The organism is Streptomyces flavofungini (assembly GCF_030388665.1).
Taxonomy (GTDB): Bacteria; Actinomycetota; Actinomycetes; order Streptomycetales; family Streptomycetaceae; genus Streptomyces; species Streptomyces flavofungini_A.
The window spans coordinates 7,198,027-7,219,344 of the sequence record NZ_CP128846.1 but is presented as its reverse complement, the minus strand read 5'-3'; the positions used below and the strand labels follow the sequence as shown (position 1 = coordinate 7,219,344).

At 73.5% G+C, this 21,318-nt stretch carries 18 protein-coding genes; 16 read left to right on the top strand and 2 right to left on the bottom strand.

Annotated elements, in window-relative coordinates; all coding sequences use genetic code 11:
* Positions 1–58: 58 nt before the first annotated feature.
* The 12 genes from QUY26_RS30905 (at position 59) to QUY26_RS30850 (ending at position 14,714) form a co-directional block, all read left to right on the top strand.
* The gene (locus tag QUY26_RS30905; protein WP_289952465.1) at positions 59–868 is read left to right on the top strand and encodes an NAD-dependent epimerase/dehydratase family protein; all 810 of its coding nucleotides are present in this window, start codon (positions 59–61) and stop codon (positions 866–868) included.
* 100 nt (positions 869–968) lie between these two features.
* Positions 969–2,162, top strand: a complete 1,194-nt coding sequence (locus QUY26_RS30900; RefSeq protein ID WP_289952464.1) for an alpha/beta hydrolase family protein — start codon at positions 969–971, stop codon at positions 2,160–2,162.
* A 342-nt stretch (positions 2,163–2,504) separates the two neighbouring features.
* A complete protein-coding gene (locus QUY26_RS30895; protein WP_289952462.1) occupies positions 2,505–3,266 on the top strand; it encodes a DeoR/GlpR family DNA-binding transcription regulator in 762 nt (253 codons plus the stop codon).
* A 182-nt stretch (positions 3,267–3,448) separates the two neighbouring features.
* Positions 3,449–4,819: an ABC transporter substrate-binding protein gene (locus QUY26_RS30890; protein WP_289952461.1), complete on the top strand. Its 1,371-nt coding sequence runs from the start codon at positions 3,449–3,451 to the stop codon at positions 4,817–4,819.
* Complete coding sequence (locus tag QUY26_RS30885; protein WP_289952460.1) at positions 4,816–5,766, top strand: carbohydrate ABC transporter permease; 951 nt, start codon at positions 4,816–4,818, stop codon at positions 5,764–5,766. The genes QUY26_RS30890 and QUY26_RS30885 overlap by 4 nt, the downstream gene beginning before the upstream one ends.
* Positions 5,763–6,674: a carbohydrate ABC transporter permease gene (locus QUY26_RS30880; protein ID WP_289952459.1), complete on the top strand. Its 912-nt coding sequence runs from the start codon at positions 5,763–5,765 to the stop codon at positions 6,672–6,674. The genes QUY26_RS30885 and QUY26_RS30880 overlap by 4 nt, the downstream gene beginning before the upstream one ends.
* Positions 6,671–7,660: a zinc-dependent alcohol dehydrogenase family protein gene (locus QUY26_RS30875; protein WP_289952458.1), complete on the top strand. Its 990-nt coding sequence runs from the start codon at positions 6,671–6,673 to the stop codon at positions 7,658–7,660. The genes QUY26_RS30880 and QUY26_RS30875 overlap by 4 nt, the downstream gene beginning before the upstream one ends.
* Before the next feature lie 69 nt (positions 7,661–7,729).
* Positions 7,730–7,951: a hypothetical protein gene (locus QUY26_RS30870; RefSeq protein ID WP_289952456.1), complete on the top strand. Its 222-nt coding sequence runs from the start codon at positions 7,730–7,732 to the stop codon at positions 7,949–7,951.
* 108 nt (positions 7,952–8,059) lie between these two features.
* A complete protein-coding gene (locus tag QUY26_RS30865) occupies positions 8,060–9,292 on the top strand; it encodes a TerD family protein (protein ID WP_289956193.1) in 1,233 nt (410 codons plus the stop codon).
* A gap of 229 nt (positions 9,293–9,521) precedes the next feature.
* Positions 9,522–11,903 carry a protein kinase domain-containing protein gene (locus QUY26_RS30860; protein ID WP_289952455.1) on the top strand — a complete coding sequence of 794 codons (2,382 nt, stop codon included), beginning with the start codon at positions 9,522–9,524 and terminating at the stop codon, positions 11,901–11,903.
* Between the two features lie 10 nt (positions 11,904–11,913).
* Positions 11,914–12,165: a hypothetical protein gene (locus tag QUY26_RS30855; protein ID WP_289952454.1), complete on the top strand. Its 252-nt coding sequence runs from the start codon at positions 11,914–11,916 to the stop codon at positions 12,163–12,165.
* On the top strand, positions 12,162–14,714 hold the full coding sequence (locus tag QUY26_RS30850; RefSeq protein ID WP_289952452.1) for a protein kinase domain-containing protein: 2,553 nt from the start codon (positions 12,162–12,164) through the stop codon (positions 14,712–14,714). The genes QUY26_RS30855 and QUY26_RS30850 overlap by 4 nt, the downstream gene beginning before the upstream one ends.
* A 124-nt stretch (positions 14,715–14,838) precedes the next feature.
* Here the strand turns inward: QUY26_RS30850 and QUY26_RS30845 are convergent, their stop codons facing one another.
* Positions 14,839–16,308, bottom strand: coding sequence for an alkaline phosphatase PhoX (locus QUY26_RS30845; protein WP_289952451.1), 1,470 nt, complete (start codon positions 16,306–16,308; stop codon positions 14,839–14,841).
* A 133-nt stretch (positions 16,309–16,441) separates the two neighbouring features.
* On the opposite strand from QUY26_RS30845, the gene QUY26_RS30840 reads away from it, so the two are divergent.
* The 4 genes from QUY26_RS30840 to QUY26_RS30825 all read left to right on the top strand — a co-directional run bounded on the left by QUY26_RS30840 (position 16,442) and on the right by QUY26_RS30825 (position 19,414).
* The gene (locus QUY26_RS30840) at positions 16,442–17,257 is read left to right on the top strand and encodes an SDR family NAD(P)-dependent oxidoreductase (RefSeq protein WP_289952448.1); all 816 of its coding nucleotides are present in this window, start codon (positions 16,442–16,444) and stop codon (positions 17,255–17,257) included.
* A 278-nt stretch (positions 17,258–17,535) separates the two neighbouring features.
* Positions 17,536–17,730 (top strand): hypothetical protein, encoded by a 195-nt coding sequence (locus QUY26_RS30835; RefSeq protein WP_051811011.1) that lies wholly within the window; start codon positions 17,536–17,538, stop codon positions 17,728–17,730.
* A 51-nt stretch (positions 17,731–17,781) separates the two neighbouring features.
* On the top strand, positions 17,782–18,939 hold the full coding sequence (locus tag QUY26_RS30830) for a hypothetical protein (RefSeq protein WP_289952442.1): 1,158 nt from the start codon (positions 17,782–17,784) through the stop codon (positions 18,937–18,939).
* A gap of 28 nt (positions 18,940–18,967) precedes the next feature.
* Positions 18,968–19,414, top strand: a complete 447-nt coding sequence (locus QUY26_RS30825; RefSeq protein ID WP_289952441.1) for a hypothetical protein — start codon at positions 18,968–18,970, stop codon at positions 19,412–19,414.
* A 325-nt stretch (positions 19,415–19,739) separates the two neighbouring features.
* Here the strand turns inward: QUY26_RS30825 and QUY26_RS30820 are convergent, their stop codons facing one another.
* Positions 19,740–21,284: a hypothetical protein gene (locus QUY26_RS30820; RefSeq protein WP_289952440.1), complete on the bottom strand. Its 1,545-nt coding sequence runs from the start codon at positions 21,282–21,284 to the stop codon at positions 19,740–19,742.
* Between the last annotated feature and the right edge of the window lie 34 nt (positions 21,285–21,318).

Here is a 21,318-nt window from a genome sequence, read left to right as displayed (position 1 = left end):
CCCTAGCGTGTCCACGAATGTGAATCTCATACATGAACGCGTACGAGGAGATCACCGCATGCCCGCTCCCCGCACCGTCCTGCTGACCGGCGCCGCCGGTGGCCTCGGCACCCTGATGCGGGGGCTCCTGCCCGCGTACGGATACGACCTGAGGCTGCTCGACCTGCGTCCCGTCGACGGCGAGCCCGACGCCCTCACGGTGGACCTCGCCGACCGGGCGGCCCTGCGCGAGGCGGTGCGCGGCGTCGACGCCGTCCTGCACCTCGCCGGGATCTCCCTGGAGTCCACCTTCGACAAGATCCTCAAGGCGAACATCGAAGGCGTGCACAACCTCTACGAGGCCGTGCGCGAGGAGGGCGTCCCGCGGGTCGTCTTCGCCTCCTCCAACCACGCGGTGGGCTTCACCCCGCGCCCCGTCGGCGACGACCCGCTGATCCCCGTCGACACCCCGCGCAGGCCCGACACCTTCTACGGCCTCTCGAAGTCCTTCGGCGAGGACCTGGCGCAGTTCTACTGGGACAAGCACGGCATCGAGACGGTGTCCGTGCGGATCGGTTCCTGCTTCCTGGAGCCCGCGAACGTCCGGATGCTGTCGGTGTGGATGTCGCCCGGCGACGGCGCCCGCCTTTTCCACGCGGCGCTGACCGCGCCGCACGTCAAGCACACCGTCGTGTACGGCTCGTCGGCCAACACCCGCCTGTGGTGGGACCTCGGGCCCGCGCGGGCGCTCGGGTACGAGCCGCAGGACGACTCCGAGCAGTACGCGGAGAAGCTGATCGCCGAGCACGGCGAGCTCGACCCCGCCAACCCCGACCACGCGCACCTGGGCGGCCACTTCTGCACGAACCCGCCAGTGTGGCCGTATTGAGGTCGTCCTTGGAGCTGACGGTTCCGTACGCCTGCGGTCCGGTACGGGTCAGCCCGCGGGGCGACGTGCGACAACACGCCGCTGGCTAGCGTGAGTTGTCATGACTCGCACCCTGAACACCCCGCGCGGGCGCGCCGTCGCCACCGTGCTCGCGCTGGCGCTCGCCGTGCCCCTCGCGGCCACGGCGAGCGCCCAGGCCGCACCCGCCACCGACACCGCGCCCGCCTCCGTCGCCGCCGATGCGCCCACGACCCGGCCCGAACTCCCGCGCCCCACCGGCCGGTTCACCGTCGGCCGCGACACCCTGCACCTGGTCGACGAGAGCCGCAAGGACCCCTGGGTGCCGACCGAGGCGCGGGAGCTGATGCTGTCGCTGTACTACCCGGCGCGCGGCACGGGCGGGCGGCCCACCGCGTACACCTCCGAGAAGGCGGCCCAGGAACTGCTCGCGTACAACGAGCTCGACGGGCGCGTCTCCGCCGCCGACTACGGCTCCACGCGCACCCACGCCCGCACCGGGGCACATCCCGCGCGGGGCAGGTTCCCGCTGGTCGTGCTCTCCCCCGGCTTCACCGCGCCGCGCTCGACGCTGACGCACCTCGCCGAGGACCTGGCGAGCCGGGGGTACGTGGTCGCGACGGTCGACCACGCCCACGAGGCGGCCGGAGCGGAGTTCGACGGCGGGCGCGTGCCGCCCTGCGTCGGCTGCGTGGACGGCGGGGGCGACTCGGGTCCGCGGATCACCGCGGGCCGGGCCGAGGACCTGTCGTACGTCCTGGACCGGCTCGTCGGCGGCAGGTCGGGCAAGGCCACCTGGCGGCACTCCGGGATGATCGACGCCCGCAGGATCGGGATGGGCGGACACTCCATCGGCGGCGCCGCCACGGCCGCCCTGATGGACACCGACCCGCGGGTGCGCGCGGGCGTGAACATGGACGGCGGCTTCCACACCACGCCCGCCGGCGTGGCCCGGCCCTTCCTGCTGCTCGGCACCACGACCACGGTCCAGGCCGGCGACCCCTACGACTGGGGCGCCGCCTGGCCGCGCCTGAAGGGCTGGAAGCGCTGGCTGACGGTCACCGGGGCCGGGCACTTCACGTTCACCGACACACCGGTCGTCCTCGGCCGGCTCGGCGAGCACGACCCGGCGGTGCCGCTCTCGGGGCGGCGGTCCGAGCAGATCACCCGCGCCTACGTCGCCGCGTTCTACGACCGGCACCTGCGCGGGACCGGGCAGCCGCTGCTCGACGGGCCGACGCCCGCCCACCCCGAGGTCGGCTTCCACCGGCCCTGACGCGGCCGTGGGCCAGCCGCCGCCCCGCCCCGGTCCCGCCCCGGGCGGTCCCGGCCGACGGCAGGCCCACGGCCGTCCCTTTCCGAGCGTTCATTTCCAGCCGTCCGGCCTCGCCCCGCCCTCCGCCCGCACGCGAAACGGGCGGGAAACGGGCACCGTGAGCCGATCAACGGGCACATGATCGCCTTGCCGCGCAGGACATCGCCCGGGTGAACGGGCGGATTCGGGCATCATCCTGGTCGTTGCGCGCCTGGTCACCGACTTCCCCCCGCTGTAGAACTTCCCCACAGGGCCCGAACGGGCAGAACATCGCAGTGGAGTCTGTGGGAAGAGGTGGCACCCATGTCGGCGGAGGAACGTCAGCGGCAGATCGTGCGCGCGGCACGCCGCTCCGGATCCGTCGACGTGTCCGTGCTCGCGGCCGAGCTCGGCGTCGCCAAGGAGACCGTGCGCCGCGATCTGCGCGCCCTGGAGGACCACGGCCTGGTCCGCCGCACCCACGGCGGTGCCTACCCGGTGGAGAGCGCCGGCTTCGAGACGACCCTCGCCTTCCGTACGACCATGCACGTGCCCGAGAAGCGGCGGATCGCGGCCGCGGCGGCCGCGCAGCTCGGCGACGCCGAGACCGTCTTCATCGACGAGGGCTTCACCCCGCAGCTCATCGCCGAGGCGCTGCCCAAGAACCGCCCGCTGACCGTGATCACCGCCTCGCTCTCGACGGCGGGCGCGCTCGCCGCGTCCGAGCACGTGACCGTCCTGCTGCTCGGCGGCCGGGTCCGGTCCGGGACACTCGCCACCGTCGACCACTGGACGACCCGGATGCTCGCGGGCTTCGTGATCGACCTGGCGTACATCGGCGCCAACGGCATCTCCCGCGAACACGGTCTGACCACCCCCGACCCCGCGGTCAGCGAGGTGAAGGCGCAGGCCATGCGGGCCTCCCGGCGCACCGTGTTCGCGGGCGTGCACACCAAGTTCGGGGCGGCGAGCTTCTGCCGGTTCGCGAGCGTGGGCGACCTGGAGTCCATCGTCACCAGCGTGCAGTTGCCCGCTTCCGAGGCGCACCGCTACTCCCTGCGCGGGCCGCAGGTCATCCGCGCCTGACCGCCCGCCCCGGGCCACAGCCCGACAACTGATCTCCCGCTCCCGCGCACCGGCGGACACAGGGCCGCCGGTGCGGCACCGCACACCCGAAAACGCCGGACCACCCCGCTGGCCCCTTCCCTCCCTCCCCTCCCTCCCCTCCCTCCCCTCTCCCCCCTCTCCCCTTCGTTCAGGAGCGATTCATGCGAACCCAGAGCCGATGGCGGTCGCGGCGGCTGCTCGCCGCGACCGCCGCAGGGACGCTGCTCACCCCGCTGCTCTCCGGCTGCTGGGCCGGGGCGGGCGGGTCCGGTTCCGGCGGCGACTCCATCAACGTACTGATGGTGAACAACCCGCAGATGGTGGAGTTGCAGAAGCTCACCGCCGCCCACTTCACCAAGGAGACGGGCATCGAGGTGAACTTCACCGTGCTGCCCGAGAACGACGTCCGCGACAAGATCAGCCAGGACTTCGCCAACCAGGCGGGCCAGTACGACGTGGCGACGCTCAGCAACTACGAGATCCCGATCTACGCCAAGAACGGCTGGCTGCGCGAGCTCGGCCCGTACGCCCGCAAGGACCGCGCCTTCGACCAGGACGACATCCTGCCGCCGATGCGCCAGTCCCTCACCGGCGAGGACGGCAAGCTCTACGGAGAGCCCTTCTACGGCGAGTCGTCGTTCCTGATGTACCGCAAGGACGTCTTCGCGAAGGCGGGCCTGCGCATGCCGAAGAAGCCCACCTGGCAGCAGGTCGCGGACCTCGCGGCGAAGGTGGACGGCGCCGAGAAGGGCATGAAGGGCATCTGTCTGCGCGGCCTGCCCGGCTGGGGCGAGGTGATGGCGCCGCTGACGACGGTCGTCAACACCTTCGGAGGCACCTGGTTCGACAAGGACTGGAAGGCGCGCCTCGACTCCCCCGAGTTCGAGAAGGCGACCCGCTTCTACGTGGACCTCGTACGCAAGCACGGCGAGTCCGGCGCGGCCCAGTCCGGGTACGCGGAGTGCCTGAACAACCTCACCCAGGGCAAGACCGCCATGTGGTACGACGCCACGGCCGCGGCGGGTTCCCTGGAGGCCGCCAAGTCCCCGGTCAAGGGCAAGATCGGCTACGTGGCCGCGCCGGTGGAGAAGACGGCGAGCTCCGGCTGGCTCTACACCTGGGCGTGGGGCCTGCAGAAGTCCTCGCGGAACCCCGACAAGGCCTGGAAGTTCATCTCCTGGGCGTCCGGCAAGGAGTACGAGGAGCTGGTCGGCGAGAAGATCGGCTGGTCCAACGTGCCCGCGGGCAAGCGGTCCTCGACGTACGAGAACCCGCGCTACCGCGAGGAGGCGGCCGCCTTCCAGGGCGTCATGCGCGCCGCCATCGCCGACGCGCGCCCGCGCGACCCCGGGGTGCAGCCCCGGCCCGCGCCGGGCATCCAGTTCGTCGGCATCCCCGAGTTCACCGACCTCGGCACCCGGGTCTCCCAGGAGATCAGCGCGGCCATCGCCGGACGCCAGTCCGTCGGGTCGGCGCTGGACAAGTCCCAGGATCTCGCCGAGAAGATCTCCGAGGAGTACGAGGGACGATGACCGCCACGACCAGCACCCCGCTCCCGCGCGCGGCCGAACGGACCTCCGCGCCACGTCCCCCGGGACGGCTGCGCGCCTGGGCCACCCGGGCCCCGCTCCTGCCCGCCCTGATCTTCATGATCGCCGTGACGCAACTGCCGTTCGTGGCGACCCTGGTGATCTCCTTCTTCGACTGGAACGCGCTCTACCCGGACGCCCGCAGCTTCACCGGCCTCTCCAACTACCACGAGGTCCTCACGGACGCCGACCTGCGCAAGTCGGTGTGGACGACGATCCTGCTGACCGCGACGGTCGTCCTCGCGAGCCTCGTCATCGGCCTCGGCCTCGCGCTGCTGCTCGACCGGAGGTTCCGCGGCCGGGGCGTGGTGCGCACCCTGCTCATCGCGCCGTTCCTCCTCGTGCCCGTGGCCGCGGCGCTGCTGTGGAAGCACGTGCTCTACAACCCCGAGTACGGCCTGTTCAACGGCGTCCTGCACTGGGTCGGCGGGGACGGCGCGAGCCAGCCCGACTGGATCTCCAACACGCCGCTGCTCGCCATCGAGCTGTCCCTGATCTGGCAGTGGACGCCGTTCATGATGCTGATCCTGCTGGCCGGGCTGCAGAGCCGCGACACCGAGCTGATCGAGGCGGCCCGCATGGACGGCGCGAACAACTGGCAGGTGTTCCGCCACCTCACGCTCCCGCACCTGCGCCGCTATCTGGAGCTGGGCGCGCTGCTCGGCTCGATCTACATCGTGCAGAACTTCGACGCGGTCTTCACGATCACCTCGGGCGGCCTCGGCACCGCGAACCTGCCCTACACCGTCTACCAGAGCTTCTACCAGGCCCACGAGAACGGCCTGGCGTCCGCCGCCGGTGTCCTCGTCGTCATCGGCTCGATCATCATCGCGACCTTCGCGCTGCGCGTGGTGTCGTCCCTCTTCCGTGAGGAGGTGTCCCGCGCATGAGCGACGCCCGCGTGCACGACATCCGTACGGGCCCCGCACCCGTGAACGGCTCCCGGCCCGGCGCCAGGCCGCCGAAGGTGCTCCGGGTACGGACCCGGGGCGCGGGCCTGACGCTCGCCGCCTGGCTCGCCGGGCTGCTGTTCTTCCTGCCCATCGCCTGGATGGCCCTGACGTCCTTCCACTCCGAGGAGGACGCGGCGACGAACCCGCCCTCGGTGGCGGCGTCCCTCACCCTGGACGGCTACCGGGAGTTCTTCGGCGCGGGCGGCGGCGCGAGCCCCTGGCCCTCGCTCATCAACTCGTTCGTGGCGTCCACGGCCTCGACGCTGCTCGTCCTGGTCCTGGCGCTGCCCGCGGCGTACGCCCTGTCGATCCGCCCGGTGAAGAAGTGGACGGACGTCCTCTTCTTCTTCCTCTCCACGAAGATGCTGCCGGTCGTCGCGGGTCTCCTGCCCATCTACCTGTTCGCGAAGAACACCGACTTCCTGGACAACATCTGGCTCCTGGTCATCCTCTACACGTCGATGAACCTGCCGATCGCCGTCTGGATGATGCAGTCGTTCCTGTCCGAGGTGCCGGTGGCGATCATCGAGGCGGCGCAGATCGACGGGGCGAGGCTGCCGACGATCCTCGCCCGGGTCGTCGCTCCCATCGCCCTGCCCGGCATCGCCGCGACGTCCCTGATCTGCTTCATCTTCTCCTGGAACGAACTGCTCTTCGCCCGGGTCCTGACGGGCGTGGTCGCCCAGACGGCACCCGTCTTCCTGACCGGCTTCATCACCAGTCAGGGCCTGTTCCTGGCCAAGGTGTGCGCCGCGTCGCTCGTCATCTCCCTGCCGGTGCTCGCCGCGGGGTTCGCCGCCCAGGACAAACTGGTCCAGGGCCTGTCGTTGGGAGCCGTCAAGTGAAAGCCGCCATCATCGAGTCCGTCGGCAAGGCCGTGGTCGGCGAGGTCCCCGACCCCACGCCCGGGCCGCGCGACGTGGTCGTGGAGGTCGCCGCGTGCGGCCTGTGCGGCACCGATCTGCACATTCTGCAGGGCGAGTTCGCGCCGACGCTGCCGGTGGTGCCGGGGCACGAGTTCGCCGGCCAGGTGGTCGGCGTGGGCAGGGACGTCATCGAGGTGTCGATCGGGGACCAGGTCGCCGTGGACCCCTCCCTGTACTGCCACGAATGCCGCTACTGCCGCGAGGGCCACAACAACCTGTGCGAGCGGTGGGCCGCCATCGGCGTGACCACGGCGGGCGGCGCGGCGCAGTACGCGGTGGCGCCGGTCGCCAACTGCGTACGGCTGCCCGAGCACATCCGCCCCCAGGACGCCGCCCTCATCGAGCCGCTGTCCTGCGCGGTCCGCGGCTACGACGTGCTGCGTGCCCGGCTCGGCGCCCGCGTCCTGATCTACGGCTCCGGGACCATGGGCCTGATGATGCTGGAGCTGGCCAAGCGCACCGGCGCCGCGAGCGTCGACGTCGTCGACCTCAACCCCGACCGGCTCGCCACCGCCGTGCGCCTCGGCGTGAGCGGGTCCGGCGCGAGCCCGGACGAGCTGGACCGCCCGCGCGGCTGGGACATCGTCGTCGACGCCACCGGAAACGCCGCCGCCATCCAGGACGGCCTCGACCGCGTCGCCAAGGCGGGCACGTTCCTCCAGTTCGGCGTCGCCGACTACGCCACCCGCGTCACCATCGACCCGTACCGCATCTACAACCAGGAAATCACCATCACCGGCTCCATGGCCGTCCTGCACAGCTTCGAACGCGCCGCCGACCTCTTCGCCGCCGGTGTCCTCGACCCCGACGTCTTCATCAGCGACCGCCTGCCCCTGTCCGCGTACCCCGAGGCCCTCGGCAAGTTCGCGGCGGGCGAGGGCCGCAAGATCGTCGTGGTGCCGTGAGCTGAGCCCGTACCGGCCCGCCCCAAAATCCGTACCGCCGGGGCATGACCAGGATCTACCATCCCGGTCATGCCTCGACCCCATGGATTCCAGTACGAGCAGCGCGCCGACGGCACCGTCGTGATCACCCACGGCACCCGCACCGCGGCGACCCTGCGCGGCCCCCGCGCCGAACAGTTCCTTGCGGAGACCCAGTCCGGCGACGCCCAACTGGTGATGGCGCGCTGGACGGGGAACTACAAGCGGGGCAATGAGAGGGCGTCGCGGGGACATCCGCGGAACGCACGCTGAGCACCCGCATCCAGGGCCGGCCGTCCCGTGCCTACCCTCGGCCACCGAATTTTCCCCCGGTAAGGGAACGGCAAAGTCCCCCCGCTCGTTACCCCAGGCATGACAGCTATGACCCCTGGCTCGAACATCCCCCTGACCGCGGCCCGCGTGACGGTGGACGTCACCGCCCCCGTGCGTCTTGACGTATCGGGCCTGCTGCTCACCGCCGACGGCAAGGTGCGCTCCGACGACGACTTCATCTTCTACAACCAGCCCGCGGGCCCGGGCGTGACGTACCGCTCGGGCGGCGGCACGTCCCCCGACGCGATCACGGTCGACACGTCGGCCGTCCCCCCGGGCATCGAGAAGATCGTCGTGACGGCGAGCCCGGACGCGGCGGGCCAGTCCTTCCAGGGCATCGAGCCCACGGCCACCATCCGCAACGCGGACGACGGCGCGGTCCTGGCGACGTTCACCCCGCCCCAGCTGGGCGCGGAGACGGCGCTGGTGATCGTCGAGGTCTACCTGCGCAACGGCGCCTGGAAGGCCCGAGCGGTCGGCCAGGGCTACTCCAACGGCCTCGCGGGCATCGCGACGGACTTCGGCGTGACGGTGGAGGAGCCCGCCCCGGCCCCCGCCCCCGCGCAGCCCGCCGCCCCCATGGCCCCGCCGGCCGGCCCCCCGGTGCAGATGCCGCCGCCCCCGGCGGCTGACCCGCGCCTCGCCCAGCAGCCCCCGACCCCGCCCGCGCCCGCCGCCCCGGCGGCCCCCGCCCCCGGCGCCGGGAAGATCAACCTGGACAAGGGCCGGGTGAGCCTCCAGAAGAACCAGACGGTGTCGTTGGTCAAGGGCGGCCGCCCGCTCCTCTCCCAGGTCAAGATGGGCCTCGGCTGGGAGCCCGCGTTCCGCGGCAAGGACATCGACCTGGACGCGTCGGTCATCGCGTACGGCCCGCAGCGCAACCACATCGACAGCTGCTACTTCGGCAAGCTGAAGATCCTCAAGGGCGCCGTCAGGCACTCCGGCGACAACCTGACGGGTGAGGGCGGCGGCGACGACGAGGTCATCACGGTCGACCTCGGCGCCCTCCCGCAGGAGGTCACCGGCCTGGTCTTCACCGTCAACTCCTTCTCCGGCCAGAAGTTCACCGAGGTCGCGAAGGCCTACTGCCGCCTGATCGACGGCGCCACGGGCGAGGAGCTGGTCCGCTTCGACCTGACGAACGCCGAGGCCCAGACGGGCGTGATGATGGCCAAGCTGATCCGCCAGTTCACGGGCGAGTGGGACATGACGGCGATGGGCGACTTCGTGAAGTCCCGCACGGTGCGGGGCATGGTGAAGCCCGCGGCCCAGGCGCTGTAACGGGCGGCGCGCCTCGACCGGCTCTCCCCCGCCCGACGCCGAACAGCGGCCCCCGCAGCTTGAGTGCCGCGGGGGCCGCTGGCGTGCGAGGGGGAGGCGGGGCCCTTCGTGAGGCGGTGAGGCGCCGGTTCCGTGGCTCGCGCAACCGTACGATGCCCCGCAGGCGTCGCAGAGTTCGGCCGGGTGCGGGGGCCGGGCGGGCCGGTGGGGTGAGGGGGGTGCGCGGGGCATGGCTGGGGCCGGGCGTGGAGTGGGCGTCGAGGTCGGCGGGTATCGGATCGTGGCCCGGCTCGGGGCGGGCGGCATGGGGCAGGTGCAGCTGGCGCGCTCCGCGTCCGGGCGCCCCGTCGCCGTGAAGACCGTGCACCCGCACCTCGCCGCCGAACCGGAGTTCCGCGAGCGCTTCCGACGCGAGACCGCGGCCGCCCGCGCCGTCACCGGCCCGTACACCGCCGCCGTGCTCGACGCCGACCCGGACGCCGAACAGCCCTGGCTCGCCACCGAGTTCTGTGCGGGCCCCGTCCTCACGGACGCCGTCTGCGCGCACGGCTCCCTCTCCACCGCCGACCTCGCCGCGCTCGGCGCCTCCCTCGCCGAAGCCCTCGCCGCCGTGCACGCGGCGGGCCTCGTCCACCGCGACCTCAAGCCGTCCAACGTCGTCGTCACCCGCGACGGCCCCAGAGTCCTCGACTTCGGCATCGCCAAGAGCGCCGCCGACGACAGCCTCACCGCCACCGACGAAGCCATCGGCTCCCCCGGCTTCATCGCCCCCGAGCAACTCGCGCGCGGCACCGACGACGCCCGGCCCGGACCGCCCGCCGACGTGTTCGCCCTCGGCGCCCTCCTCGCCCTCGCGGTCACCGGGCGCGCCCCCTTCGGGGCGGACGGCGCGGCCCGCGTCCTGTACCGCACCCTCCACGAGGAACCGGACCTCGACGGCGTACCGGACCCCGCCCTGCGCGCCTTCCTCGCCCGCTGCCTCACCCGCGACCCGGCCGACCGCCCCACGGTCGAACAGGTCCTGTCCTGGTGCGCGGCGAGAGCGGCCGGGTCACCGTGGTGGGAGCGGGGAGGCGTCGCCGAGCTGATAGAGCGTCATGAGGATGATCTGGCGCGGCTGTTGGAGCCTACGACCACCGACGCCCCTCCCACCGGGGTCTCTGCCACCGACGCCCCTCCCACCGGTGCCTCAACCACCCGCGCCCTTCCCGTCGACGTCCCTCCCGCCGACGCCCTTCCCACCGCCGTCCCTCCCCTCGACACCCCTGCCCCTACCGACACACCCCCCACCGCGCCCCCTGCCGACCGACGTCCCTCCCGCCGCAAGCTGCTCCTCTGGGGCGGTGGTGCCCTCGCCGCCGCCGCGGGCGTCACCGGTGCGGCCATCGCTCTCCGGGACGGGGGCCGGGGCGCGGGCGAGGAAGGCGCGGGCTCGCGGAAGCGGTCGCCGGACGCGACGGCCCGGGGGCGGGTGCTGTGGAGCCGGGACGTCGGGGAGCTCCGGGCCGACGGCCTGGTGCGCCGGGGCGACGACCTCTACCTGCTCGCCTCCGGCTCCCTCACCTGCCTCGAAGCCCGCTCCAACACCGAGCGCTGGGTGTACTCCGCGGAGCGGTTGCAGAACGTGGACCGCCACCGCGACACGGTCTACGTCCTCCGCGACGACCTCTTCGAACCCGAGATGCACGCGCTGACCGCCGCCACCGGCCGCAAGGTGTGGACGTCCCCGTCCCCGCGCCTCAACCCCGAGCGCCGCGCCGCGGGCCTGCCCTCCTTCGACGCGGGCAGCAGCGCGCTCGAAGGCAACCAGGGGACGTTCGTGCTGGCGGGGGACGTGCTGTGCTTCCTGACGTACGCCCCGTACGACACCATGTGGGCGCGGCGCAGCTCCTGGGGTCGGCGCTGGCGGGCGTACGGGTTCGACGCGCGGACGCGCGAGGCCCTGTGGTTCCACGAGGGCACTGCCGCCGGGGTGATCGGCGTCGACGGGGCGGGCGGACGCATCGCCGTGGCCGTGTCCCCGAACCCCGGCATGAGCGGCACGGACGACTACGCGCGCCGGGACCCCCTGGTCGTCCTGCGCGCGACGGACGGCAAGGTGGAGCGAACGGTGCGCGGCGGGGCGCGATACCCCCGCGCCCACCCCGGCGCGAAGGGCATCGCGTGCTACGAAAGCCGCACCGCGATCCACGCCGTCGACCTCACCACGGGCCGCGTCCGCTGGACCCGCCGCCTGGACTCGCCGACGGCCGTCACACCGGTGCCGACGCACGGCATGCTGCTCGCCGCGACGTCCGACGGCCTCAGCGGGTACGCGGCCGAATCCGGCGGCGAGCCGCGGTGGACCCGCACGGACGTCGAGGAACTCACCGCCGCCGACGGCTCGTTGCTGACTGCGGACGGCCATGCGTACGTCGTGGGGCCCCAGCCGGGCACGACCGGCGAGCCCGGCTGGGGCCTGCACGCCCTGGACGTCCGCACCGGCCGCACGGCCTGGGCGGCACGCTCCGAGGGCCTCAGGACGGTGAAGGCGGCCGCCGCGGCGCCGGACGTGGTCCACGTGTACGCGGACGGGACGGTCGTGGCGATAGCACCCCCGGAGCGGACGTGAGGGAGCGAGCGTGAGGACCGCCGTCGGCAGCACGAGGACCGCCCCCGGCCGGATCGGCGCCCCCGGCCGGATCGGGGCCGTTGATCCGATCGGCGCCGTCGATCGGATCAGCCCCGCTGCCCCCGTGGGCCCCCGCGCCCCTCGAACCACGAGCACCGACACCGACACCGACACCAGCACCAGCACCAGCACCAGCACCAGCACCAGCACCAATGCGAGCACCAACACCAGCCCTCGCCCCTCGAAAGGTGCCCCCGCATGACCTCCCCGCTCCTCTCCGAGGACCCCAGGACCCTGGGCGGGCATCGGCTGTTGTCCCGGCTCGGCGCGGGTGGCATGGGCCAGGTCTATCTGGCCCGCAGCCCGGGCGGGCGGCTGCTCGCCGTGAAGACGGTGCACGAACACCTCGCCGCCGACGCGAAGTTCAGGGAGCGCTTCCGGCGGGAGGCGACCGCCGCGCGGGCCGTCACCGGTGCCCACACGGCCGCCGTGGTGGACGCCGACCCGGACGCCGACCAGCCGTGGCTCGCCACCGCCTACCTGCCGGGGGTCACCCTGCGCCAGGCCGTCGCCGCCGGCGGCCCGCTGACCGGCGAGGTCGTCCGGGCGCTCGCCGCCGCCCTCGCCGAGGCACTGGCCGGCATCCACGCGGCGGGCATCGTGCACCGCGACCTGAAGCCGTCCAACGTCCTGGTCACCGCGGACGGCCCCCGCGTCATCGACTTCGGCATCGCCCGGGCCACGGGCGAGCACGCGCGGAACGGTCCGTTGACCGCGACGGGGTCGATGCTCGGCACGCCCGGCTACATGGCGCCCGAGCAGATCCTCGGCGGCCCGACGGGACCGGCCACCGACGTGTTCGCCCTCGGCGCGGTCCTCGCCTTCGCGGCGACCGGCGCGGGGCCGTTCGGCGCGGGCCCGGTCGCCGTCCTCCTGTACCGCGCGGCCCACGAGGACCCCGACCTCGGGGGCGTCCCGGAGGAGGCGGGGCTGCGCGCGCTCGTCGCGTCCTGCCTCCGGCGTGATCCCTCCGAGCGGCCCGAGGTCGGGGACGTCCTGCGCCGGACCGCGCGGCCCGGCAGCCCGCTGTGGTGGCGGGACGAGCCCCTGCGGTCCCTCGTCGCCGCCGCGGTGCGGCCGGAGGGGCTGGAGGGGCTGGAGGATCCGGACGAGCAGGAAGGTCCAGCGGAGCCGGAGGGGCAGGAAGCTCCAGCGGGCCCAGACGGGCAGAAAGGCCCAGACTGGCAGAAAGGCCCGGAGGCGCAGGAAGGCCCGGAGGCGCGGAAGGGTCCGGAGGCGCGGAAGGGTCCGGAGGCGCAGGAAGATCCGCAGGGTCCGGCGAGTCCAGAAGGTGACGTCGCCCCCAGCGCTGCGCCCACCCGCGCGGCGGCCCGCTCAGAGCCGCCCACCCTCCTCACCGCCCAGGACCGCCCCGCCCCCGACCGGGCCCACCGGCGCCGCACCCTCGCCCGCCGCTCCGCCCTCACCGTCGCGGGCGGCGGCCTCGCCGCGCTGATGGGCTGGGCCATCAGCACCGGGCCGCCCGGCTCCGGGCCGCGGGACCCGGCGGCGGAGAACGCGCTGCGCCTGCGGAAGGGCGAGCGCGCCCCCGGCGCCACGCGGTGGACCCTGACCCTGGACGACGCGGTCGGCGGCGGCCTGGACGCGCTGCTGCTCGCGGGCACCACCGTGCTGGTGCGCGGGCCGAAGCGCGGCACCACGCTCGGCGACGGCACCGTCCACGCCGTGCGGGCGGCCGACGGCACCGAGCGGTGGCGGCGGGATGGCGGTACGCGGTCCGAGCCCGCGCTGTGGGGCGTGGCCGACGGGCTCCTGATCGCGCCGGACGTCCTCGCGGAGGCGGTCGACGTACGCACGGGAAAGCCGTGGCCCGTGCGGGAGGCCTGGCCGTCGCCGGGGACCACCCGGTGGTTCGCGGTCGCGGCAGGGCGGCTGGTGACGCTGCACGTGACCGGCTCGTCGAACGACCCGGAGCTGCGGCTGCGCACGCTGCCCGACGGCACCGCTCCCGGAGTCCACAAGGACGTGCCCGCCTGGCAGGCCCCCGCCGTCCTCGGGTCGTCGCTGCTGCTCGCGCCGGAGCCCGCGGAGCTGGTGGAGGGGGCGTCCTGCGTGGACGCGCGCACCGGCGGCGCACGCTGGACGTACCGGTATCCCAGCGGCGACGACCGGGCGGTGGCGGCCCCCGTGACGCTTCCTCGGAAGGGTTCTGTCGGCGCGCGGTTCGCGCTGCTCACGGAGGAGTCCGAGCTGCACCTCGTCGACGTCGGGGACGGCGAGCGGCTGGCGCGGCGGCGGCTCGGCCTGGAGGCGGGGCGGGGCACGACCGCCCTGGGGCAGGCCGCCGGGGTCGGCCTGGTGCTCGGCGGCGGCAGGATCGTCGGCTTCGACCCCCGGGACGGCGGGCGGCTGTGGAGCCACGCGTCGGCGGGCCTCGACGCGAGCTGGCCGCGTCGGGCGGGCGGCGCGCGCGGGCCGGTGGCGGCCGACGGCGTCCTGGTGCACTGGACGGACACCACCACCCTCGCGGCCGTCGACGTGCGCGACGGCCGCGAACCGCTGTGGACGGCGTCGTTCGAGGCGACCGGCCAGCAGCCGCCCGCCGTCGGCGGCGACACCGTCTACGTCACGGCGGGCCGCGAGGTCCGCGCCCTCGGCCTGCGCGACGGCGAGCGGCGGGCGCGGTGGCGCCTGGACGGCACGGCCACCGCGCTCGCCGCCGACACGGGCGGGTGGTACGCGATCGTCGACGGTACGTCCGCGCGCGCCGTCAACGCGCCCGCGCGGTGAGCGGAGGGTGAGGCAGGGGCGAGCCCGCCCCCGATCGCACGGACGCACCGCCCCCGATCGTACGGACGCACTGCCCCCGGTCGCACGGACACACCGCCCCCGATCGCACGGACGCTGCCGCCGGTCAGGGGCGCTGGCGCCGCCACGGCCCCCTGATCGCCAGCATGATGCCCGGCGTCTGGATGTTGGCGTACAGCGTCCTGCCGTCGGGCGAGAAGGTCACGCCCGCGAACTCGCTGTAGGACGGCTTCTCCGGGGTGCCCACGTTCAGTTCGTTGCGGGCGATGGGGTACGTCCGCCCGCGCTCCGTCGCGCCGAACAGGTGCTGGATGCCGTCGCCGTCCTCGGCGATGACGAGGCCGCCGTAGGGCGAGACGGTGATGTTGTCGGGGCCGTCGTACGCGCCGTCCTTGCCGGGGTCGGGGTTCACGCCGATGAGCACCTTCAGGGTCAGGGTGCGGCGGCCGGGGTGGTAGAACCACACCTGCCCGTCGTGCTGTTCGGGGCTCTCGGCGCGGGCGTACGAGGACACGATGTACGCGCCGCCGTCGCCCCACCACATGCCTTCGAGCTTGCGGGCGCGGGTGACGGCACCGGCGCCGAACTGCTTGCGGACCGGCACGGCGCGCGCGTCGCGGTCCTCGACCTCCACCCAGTCCACGCCGTACACGGTGCCGATCCGCGTGGCGCGGGCGAGGTCGTCGACGTAGCGGCCGCCGGAGTCGTAGCACTTGAGGGCCTTGAGGACACCGGCGTCGTCGGCGAGCGCGCGCAGCTTGCCGCGGCCGTGCCGGAAGCCGTGCGGCGGGGTCCAGCGGTAGAGCAGGCCGTTGGGGCCGGAGGCGTCCTCGGTGAGGTAGAGGTGGCCGCGCTTGGGGTCGACGACGACTGCTTCGTGGGCGTAGCGGCCGAGGGCCTTGAGGGGCTTCGGGTCGCGGTTGGCGCGCCGGTCGCAGGGGTCGACCTCGAAGACGTAGCCGTGGTCCTTGGTCATGCCGTTCTGGCCGGCCCGGTCCTCGGTCTCCTCGCAGGTGAGCCAGGTGCCCCACGGGGTGGAGCCGCCCGCGCAGTTGGTGGCGGTGCCCGCGACGCCGACCCACTCGGCGACCTCGCCGCCGCGCCGGACCTCGACGACCGTGCAGCCGCCGGCCGCCGCCGGGTCGTAGACGAGGCCGTCGGTGAGCGGCACCGGGTACTTCACGCGGGTGCGGGGGCCGCCCAGTTCGTGGTTGTTGACGAGCAGGGTCACCCCGCGCGGGCCCTCGAAGGCGGCGGTGCCGTCGTGGTTCGAGGGCGTGAACTCCCCGGTGTCCAGCTTCGTCCTGCCGCTGTGGGTGATGACGCGGTACGAGAATCCGGCGGGGAGGGCGAGCAGGCCCTTCGGGTCGGGCAGGAGCGGGCCGTAGCCCGGCGCGCCGTGGCCGTGGCCGTACTCGTCCTGGCCTTCGGGCCCTTCGGGCCCCGCCACCTCGGGGTCCTCCGCGGCGAGGGCGCCGGGCGCGGTGGCGAGCGCGCCGACGCTGCCCGCCAGGGCGACGCCCGCCCCGGTGATCGCTGATCGTCTGGCGAAGTCCCTGCGGGTGAGCGACGGCATGTCTTCTCCTGGGGGCGCGTGCGACCGGGCCTGCTGTCGGCGACAGATTCCCGCTCACGTATAAACGGCGGTTGAACGAAGGCCGACTTCGGCGGTCGTTTTCCGGATGCTCACATTCCGCCAGGAGGCTCCCATGACCGACGCGCACACGGCCACCGACGCGAGCAGGCACACCGCCGTTCCCGCCTTTCCCGCCACCGGCCGCCGCGTCCTGGTCAGCGGCGCCTCCCGGGGACTCGGCCGCGCCCTGGCCCGGGCGTTCGCGGACAACGGCGACCGGGTCGCGGTGCACTTCGGCTCGCGCGAGGAGGAGGCGCGGGCCACGCTCGACTCGCTGTCAGGGTCCGGGCACGCCCTCGTGGGCGGCGACCTGTCGGACCCGGCCGGGGCCGAGGACGTCGCGGACCGCGCGGCCGAGGCGCTCGGCGGCGTCGACGTACTGGTGAACAACGCGGCCGTGAACCTGCCGCACCCGCCCGCCACCACCTCGTACGAGGACTGGTCCGCGCTGTGGCAGCGGCACGTCTCGGTCAACCTGCTCGCCACCGCGAACCTCAGCCATCTCGCGGCGCACCGCATGATCGGCCAGGGCACCGGCGGCCGCATCGTCAACATCGGCTCGCGCGGCGCCTTCCGGGGCGAGCCGGACCACCCGGCGTACGGGGCGACGAAGGCGGCCGTGCACGCGCTCGGCCAGTCGCTCGCGGTGGCGCTCGCGCCGCACGGGATCGCGGTGGCGTCGGTGGCGCCCGGGTTCTTCGCCACGGAGCGGGTCGCGCACCGGCTGAGCGGGGCGGAGGGCGAGGCGATCCGGGCGCAGAGCCCGTTCGGGCGGGCGGGCACGGCCGAGGAGATCGCGGCGGCGGTGGTGTGGCTGGCCTCGCCGATGGCCGAGTGGGCCTCCGGCGCGGTCCTGGATCTCAACGGCGCGTCCCACCTGCGCACCTGAGCCCGCCCCGGGCTACGTGAAGCGGCGTACGTCGCGTGCGCGTCACTGGTCGGAAGGGACTTCGCATTCCTGGAAGAGCCTTGGTGAACAAGGTCAACAGGCACGTACCGTCCGCAAAGGCAAGATTTCACGCAGAACACCTTGACCGTCGGTGGCCCCGGCAATAGACACCCAGGTACCGCATCCCGCAGGTACGCCTGCGGAACCGCATCACCCACGCGGGGAGGCGAGCCGGAGTGGACGCACACCAGGCACGCAGCCTCCATGAGGGCCGGCTGATGAGGCTGGCCAACGTCACCGGAGTGGGCACGGGCAGGGACGAGCACTCGGGCGCTGACGTCATCGTCGTCTTCGTCACGCACCGGGTGCCCCGTGACCGGCTCCGGGACGAGGACGTGGTTCCGGACGTACTCGACGGTGTGCCCGTGCGCGTGCTCGCCATCGGCGACGTCGGCGCACAGGGCGACGCCTGAGACGTCCTCCGGGACCCGGGACTTCACCACAAGGGGAAGAGGTGGTCTGGCGTGAGCCAGCCCGAATTGATGCGAGGACCCACCGGCGGCACGCTCAGCGACAGCTCCCGCCAGCAGGCGATGGCCGACTTCATGCGCCGCGAAGAGCCGCTCGCGAACGTGGTCGGCTTCGGTCACGGAGTGAAGTGGAGCGACGGACAGCCCACCGGCGAGCCCGCCGTGCTCGTGTTCGTCACCCAGAAGGTGCCCGAATCACTGCTCCCCGAACGGGATGTGATCCCGCACCAGATGGACGACGGCACCCCCACCGACGTCCTGGCGGTCGGCCATGTGGCCGCGCAGCGCCAGCAGCGCAAGTCCGTGCGCGGCGAGGACCGCTCCTCGCTGATGTACGACCCCGACGGCAGCGTCAGCGAGCAGCTCGCCGGCCTGTCCCAGCCCCGGCTCGAAGAGCTCGGCGGGCTCGGCGCGTTCGAGCCGCAGCTCCTCAAGCGCCGGATGCGGCCGAGCCCCTCCGGCTTCTCGGTCGGCAACGTCCGCGTGACCGCGGGCACCCTCGGCAGCGTGGTGTACGACTTCCTGCCCGGCGCGTCCGTGGACCCGCCCGGCGCCGGACTCGGCGTACCCGCGAAGTTCTACATCCTGTCCAACAACCACGTCCTCGCCGACTCCAACCGGGCCCAGCTCGGCAGCGCCATCGTGCAGCCCGGCGTCTTCGACGGCGGCCAGGACCCCGCCGACCGGATCGCGACCCTGGACCGCTTCATCACGATCCAGTTCGCTCCGCAGGTCCCGCTGGAGCGGCACAACAACGTCGTGGACGCGGCGCTCGGCGCCGTGGACTTCCAGGACGCGACCCGCGAGCAGTACTTCAGCGGGGCACCGCGCGCCTGGCGGCGCAAGGCCAACGTGGCCGTCGGCGACCTCGTCAAGAAGTCCGGCCGCACCACGAACATCAGCTTCGGCCGGATCATCTCCGTGGACGCGACGGTCGACGTGAACTACGGCACGGCGGGCACCGCCCGCTTCAAGGACCAGATCCTGACCACGAACATCTCCGCGGGCGGCGACTCCGGTTCCCTGGTGACCTCGCACGACAACGTGGCGCTCGGCCTGCTCTTCGCGGGCTCCTCGACCGTCACCGTCGTCAACCACATCGAGAACGTCCGCGCGCTGCTGCGCGTCGAGATCGCCGAGCAGCTGGCCTGACGGCACGACTTCCCGGAGGGAGGGTTCCATGACCACACAGGCACGCAAGCAGAAGGGCCAGGCCCACGCGGAGCACCGTTTCCACAACCCGCAGGGGGCCGAGGTCAAGACGCGTGACGAGGCCTTCGCCACGCAGATGGACGTCTCGGCGGAGGCGGTCTCCACCGTCTGCAAGCTCACGCTCCACAACGGCCAGGTCACGTTCGGCATCGAGGTGAAGTACAACCCCAACACCTACCCGCACGTCGTGACCGGCGGCCAGATCACCTCCGGCATCTGCGGCGCCCCCTGGGACATCACCGGCGGCTTCATCGGCGAGACGATCCGCCTGGACGCCAAGCGGGCCGGCCAGGGTTCCTGCGCCACGAGGATCACCGTCGTCGGCGAGTACCAGAACCCGCCCGCTTACCGCGGCACGTACGGCTTCGACGGCGCGACTTCGTCGTTCAAGCACACGACGCGCTACGAGTGCTGAGCCCTCGGGCCGGGCCGGGGAGCCGTACGTCGCGGCCTCCGGCCCGGCTCGTCCTCAGTCGCCGGACGGGCTCTCCAGGCCGGTGTCACCGGCGGGTGCGCCCTGCCTCCCCCGAATCGGCGCTGCGCGCCTCGTCCTCAAACGCCGGACGGGCTTTCTCCCACCCGCCCGCCCGAACTGGACCTACTGGCCCACCCCGGCACTTCTCAGCCCGCCCGGAGGGCAGGAAGGGGCGGGTGGGTGGGGAAAAGCCCGTCCGGCGATTGAGGACGAGGCGCGGAGCGCCGATTCGGGGGAGGCTGTCCCACCCGAAGGGGACGTCGGCCTAGGCCTGCTGGGAGCGGGCCTTGAACGCGGCCTTGCGGGCCTCCTTCGCGACCTTCTTGTCGGGGTGGAGGCGCCCCATCGCCTCCAGGACGTCCGCGGTGGCGGGGTGCCCCACGCGCCACGCGACGGCGAAGAACCCGCTGTGCTGCGCGGCGAGCCCCTCGACGAGAGCCTGGAGCTCCTCGGAGTTGCCCTCGGCGGCGAGCTGCGCGGCGACCGTGTCGATGGTGAGCCAGAAGACCATGCCCTCGGACGGCGGCGGCACGTCGGCGGCACCGTGCTCGGCGAGCCACACCCGGGCGAGCCCGCCGAGCTCCGCGTCGTCGAGCACCTCCCGCAGCGCGGGCTCGGCCTCGTTCCCGACGAGGGACAGCGCCTGCTGGCAGCGGAGCCGCCGCAGAGGCGCCCCCTCGTCGCCGCCCCGCGCCGCGGACAGCAACTCCCTTGCGGCGTCGAGCGGTTCCCGCCGGGCCAGCCACTGCTCGATCTCGGCCTGCGCGGCCCCCTGCGGGAAGGCGGCGGTGCCGTCGAGGAGCGTGTCGGCGCCCTTGTCGGCGAGGTCGCCGACGGCGGGCGCGTCGAGCCCGGCCTCCAGCATCCGCGCCCGGATGCCGTAGAGCCCGAGCGGCGTCAGCCTCACCATGCCGTACCGCGTGACGTCCTCGTCGTCGACGGGCGGCATCGGCTCCTCGCTGTCGATGTCGGCCATCAGGGCCTCGTCGACGGGCTGGTACTCGACGAGCCCGATCGGCTCCAGCATCCGGAACTGGTCGTCGAGCCGCATCATCGCGTCCGACACCTGCTCCAGGATGTCGTCGGTGGGCTCCCCCATGTCGTCGGGCACGATCATCGACGCGGCGAGCGCGGGCAGCGGCACCGCGCCGTCCGCGGCGCCTTCCCCGACGGTCAGCAGGTACAGGTTGCCGAGGACGCCCTCCAGGAAGTCGGCCTCGCCCTGCGGGTCCCAGCCAAGGGCCTCGAAGTCGATCTCGCCGCCGTCCTCGATGGCGTCGACGAGGTCGTCCAGGTCGGGGACCGTCGCGTCGGCGAACACGGTCTCCAGGGCGGCGAGCCAGATGCCGAGGACGTCCTGCGGCGCCCCGGAGGTGAGCAGCCCCAGCTCCTCGCCCGGGGTGACGGTCCCGTCGGCGTCGTCGGCGTCGTCGGCATCGGCTTCGTCAGCACCCTCGGAGCCCTCGGAGCCCTCAGAGCTCTCGGGGCCCTCGGCGTCCTCCGGCCCCTCGTGGATCTCGACCAGGCCGGTGTCGACGGCGACCCGCCACGCCTCGCTGGCGTACGCCGCCGCGTCACCCTCGTCCAGCCCCTCGGGCCCGTCCGCGCCCCCGGTGAGCCCCAGCTCGGCCGCCGCTGCCGGCAGCTGTTCGTCGACGAGTTCGCCGCCCGCGCCCACCCGTGTGTCCGGGCCCGCCCAGCGGGCGAGCCGCACGGCGCGGGCGAGCAGGGGCGTGGCGAGCGCGTCCCGCGCGAGCTCTGCTTCGGAGTGCAGCAGCACCGGCGGCAGGGTGGCGGGGCTTTGGGACATCGGCTGGTTCTCCTGACGAACGTGCGGGTCTGCC

Excerpts from the sequence above, each read along its gene's own strand:
- QUY26_RS30865 (WP_289956193.1), top strand. The coding sequence starts at position 8,060 with ATGACCCCTGGCTCGAACATCCCCCTGACCGCGGCCCGCGTGACGGTG.
- QUY26_RS30900 (WP_289952464.1), top strand. The coding sequence starts at position 969 with ATGACTCGCACCCTGAACACCCCGCGCGGGCGCGCCGTCGCCACCGTG.
- QUY26_RS30905 (WP_289952465.1), top strand. The coding sequence starts at position 59 with ATGCCCGCTCCCCGCACCGTCCTGCTGACCGGCGCCGCCGGTGGCCTC.
- QUY26_RS30885 (WP_289952460.1), top strand. The coding sequence starts at position 4,816 with ATGACCGCCACGACCAGCACCCCGCTCCCGCGCGCGGCCGAACGGACC.
- QUY26_RS30880 (WP_289952459.1), top strand. The coding sequence starts at position 5,763 with ATGAGCGACGCCCGCGTGCACGACATCCGTACGGGCCCCGCACCCGTG.
- QUY26_RS30835 (WP_051811011.1), top strand. The coding sequence starts at position 17,536 with ATGAGGCTGGCCAACGTCACCGGAGTGGGCACGGGCAGGGACGAGCAC.
- QUY26_RS30895 (WP_289952462.1), top strand. The coding sequence starts at position 2,505 with ATGTCGGCGGAGGAACGTCAGCGGCAGATCGTGCGCGCGGCACGCCGC.
- QUY26_RS30825 (WP_289952441.1), top strand. The coding sequence starts at position 18,968 with ATGACCACACAGGCACGCAAGCAGAAGGGCCAGGCCCACGCGGAGCAC.
- QUY26_RS30845 (WP_289952451.1), bottom strand. The coding sequence starts at position 16,308 with ATGCCGTCGCTCACCCGCAGGGACTTCGCCAGACGATCAGCGATCACC.
- QUY26_RS30870 (WP_289952456.1), top strand. The coding sequence starts at position 7,730 with ATGCCTCGACCCCATGGATTCCAGTACGAGCAGCGCGCCGACGGCACC.
- QUY26_RS30860 (WP_289952455.1), top strand. The coding sequence starts at position 9,522 with ATGGCTGGGGCCGGGCGTGGAGTGGGCGTCGAGGTCGGCGGGTATCGG.
- QUY26_RS30820 (WP_289952440.1), bottom strand. The coding sequence starts at position 21,284 with ATGTCCCAAAGCCCCGCCACCCTGCCGCCGGTGCTGCTGCACTCCGAA.
- QUY26_RS30850 (WP_289952452.1), top strand. The coding sequence starts at position 12,162 with ATGACCTCCCCGCTCCTCTCCGAGGACCCCAGGACCCTGGGCGGGCAT.
- QUY26_RS30840 (WP_289952448.1), top strand. The coding sequence starts at position 16,442 with ATGACCGACGCGCACACGGCCACCGACGCGAGCAGGCACACCGCCGTT.
- QUY26_RS30890 (WP_289952461.1), top strand. The coding sequence starts at position 3,449 with ATGCGAACCCAGAGCCGATGGCGGTCGCGGCGGCTGCTCGCCGCGACC.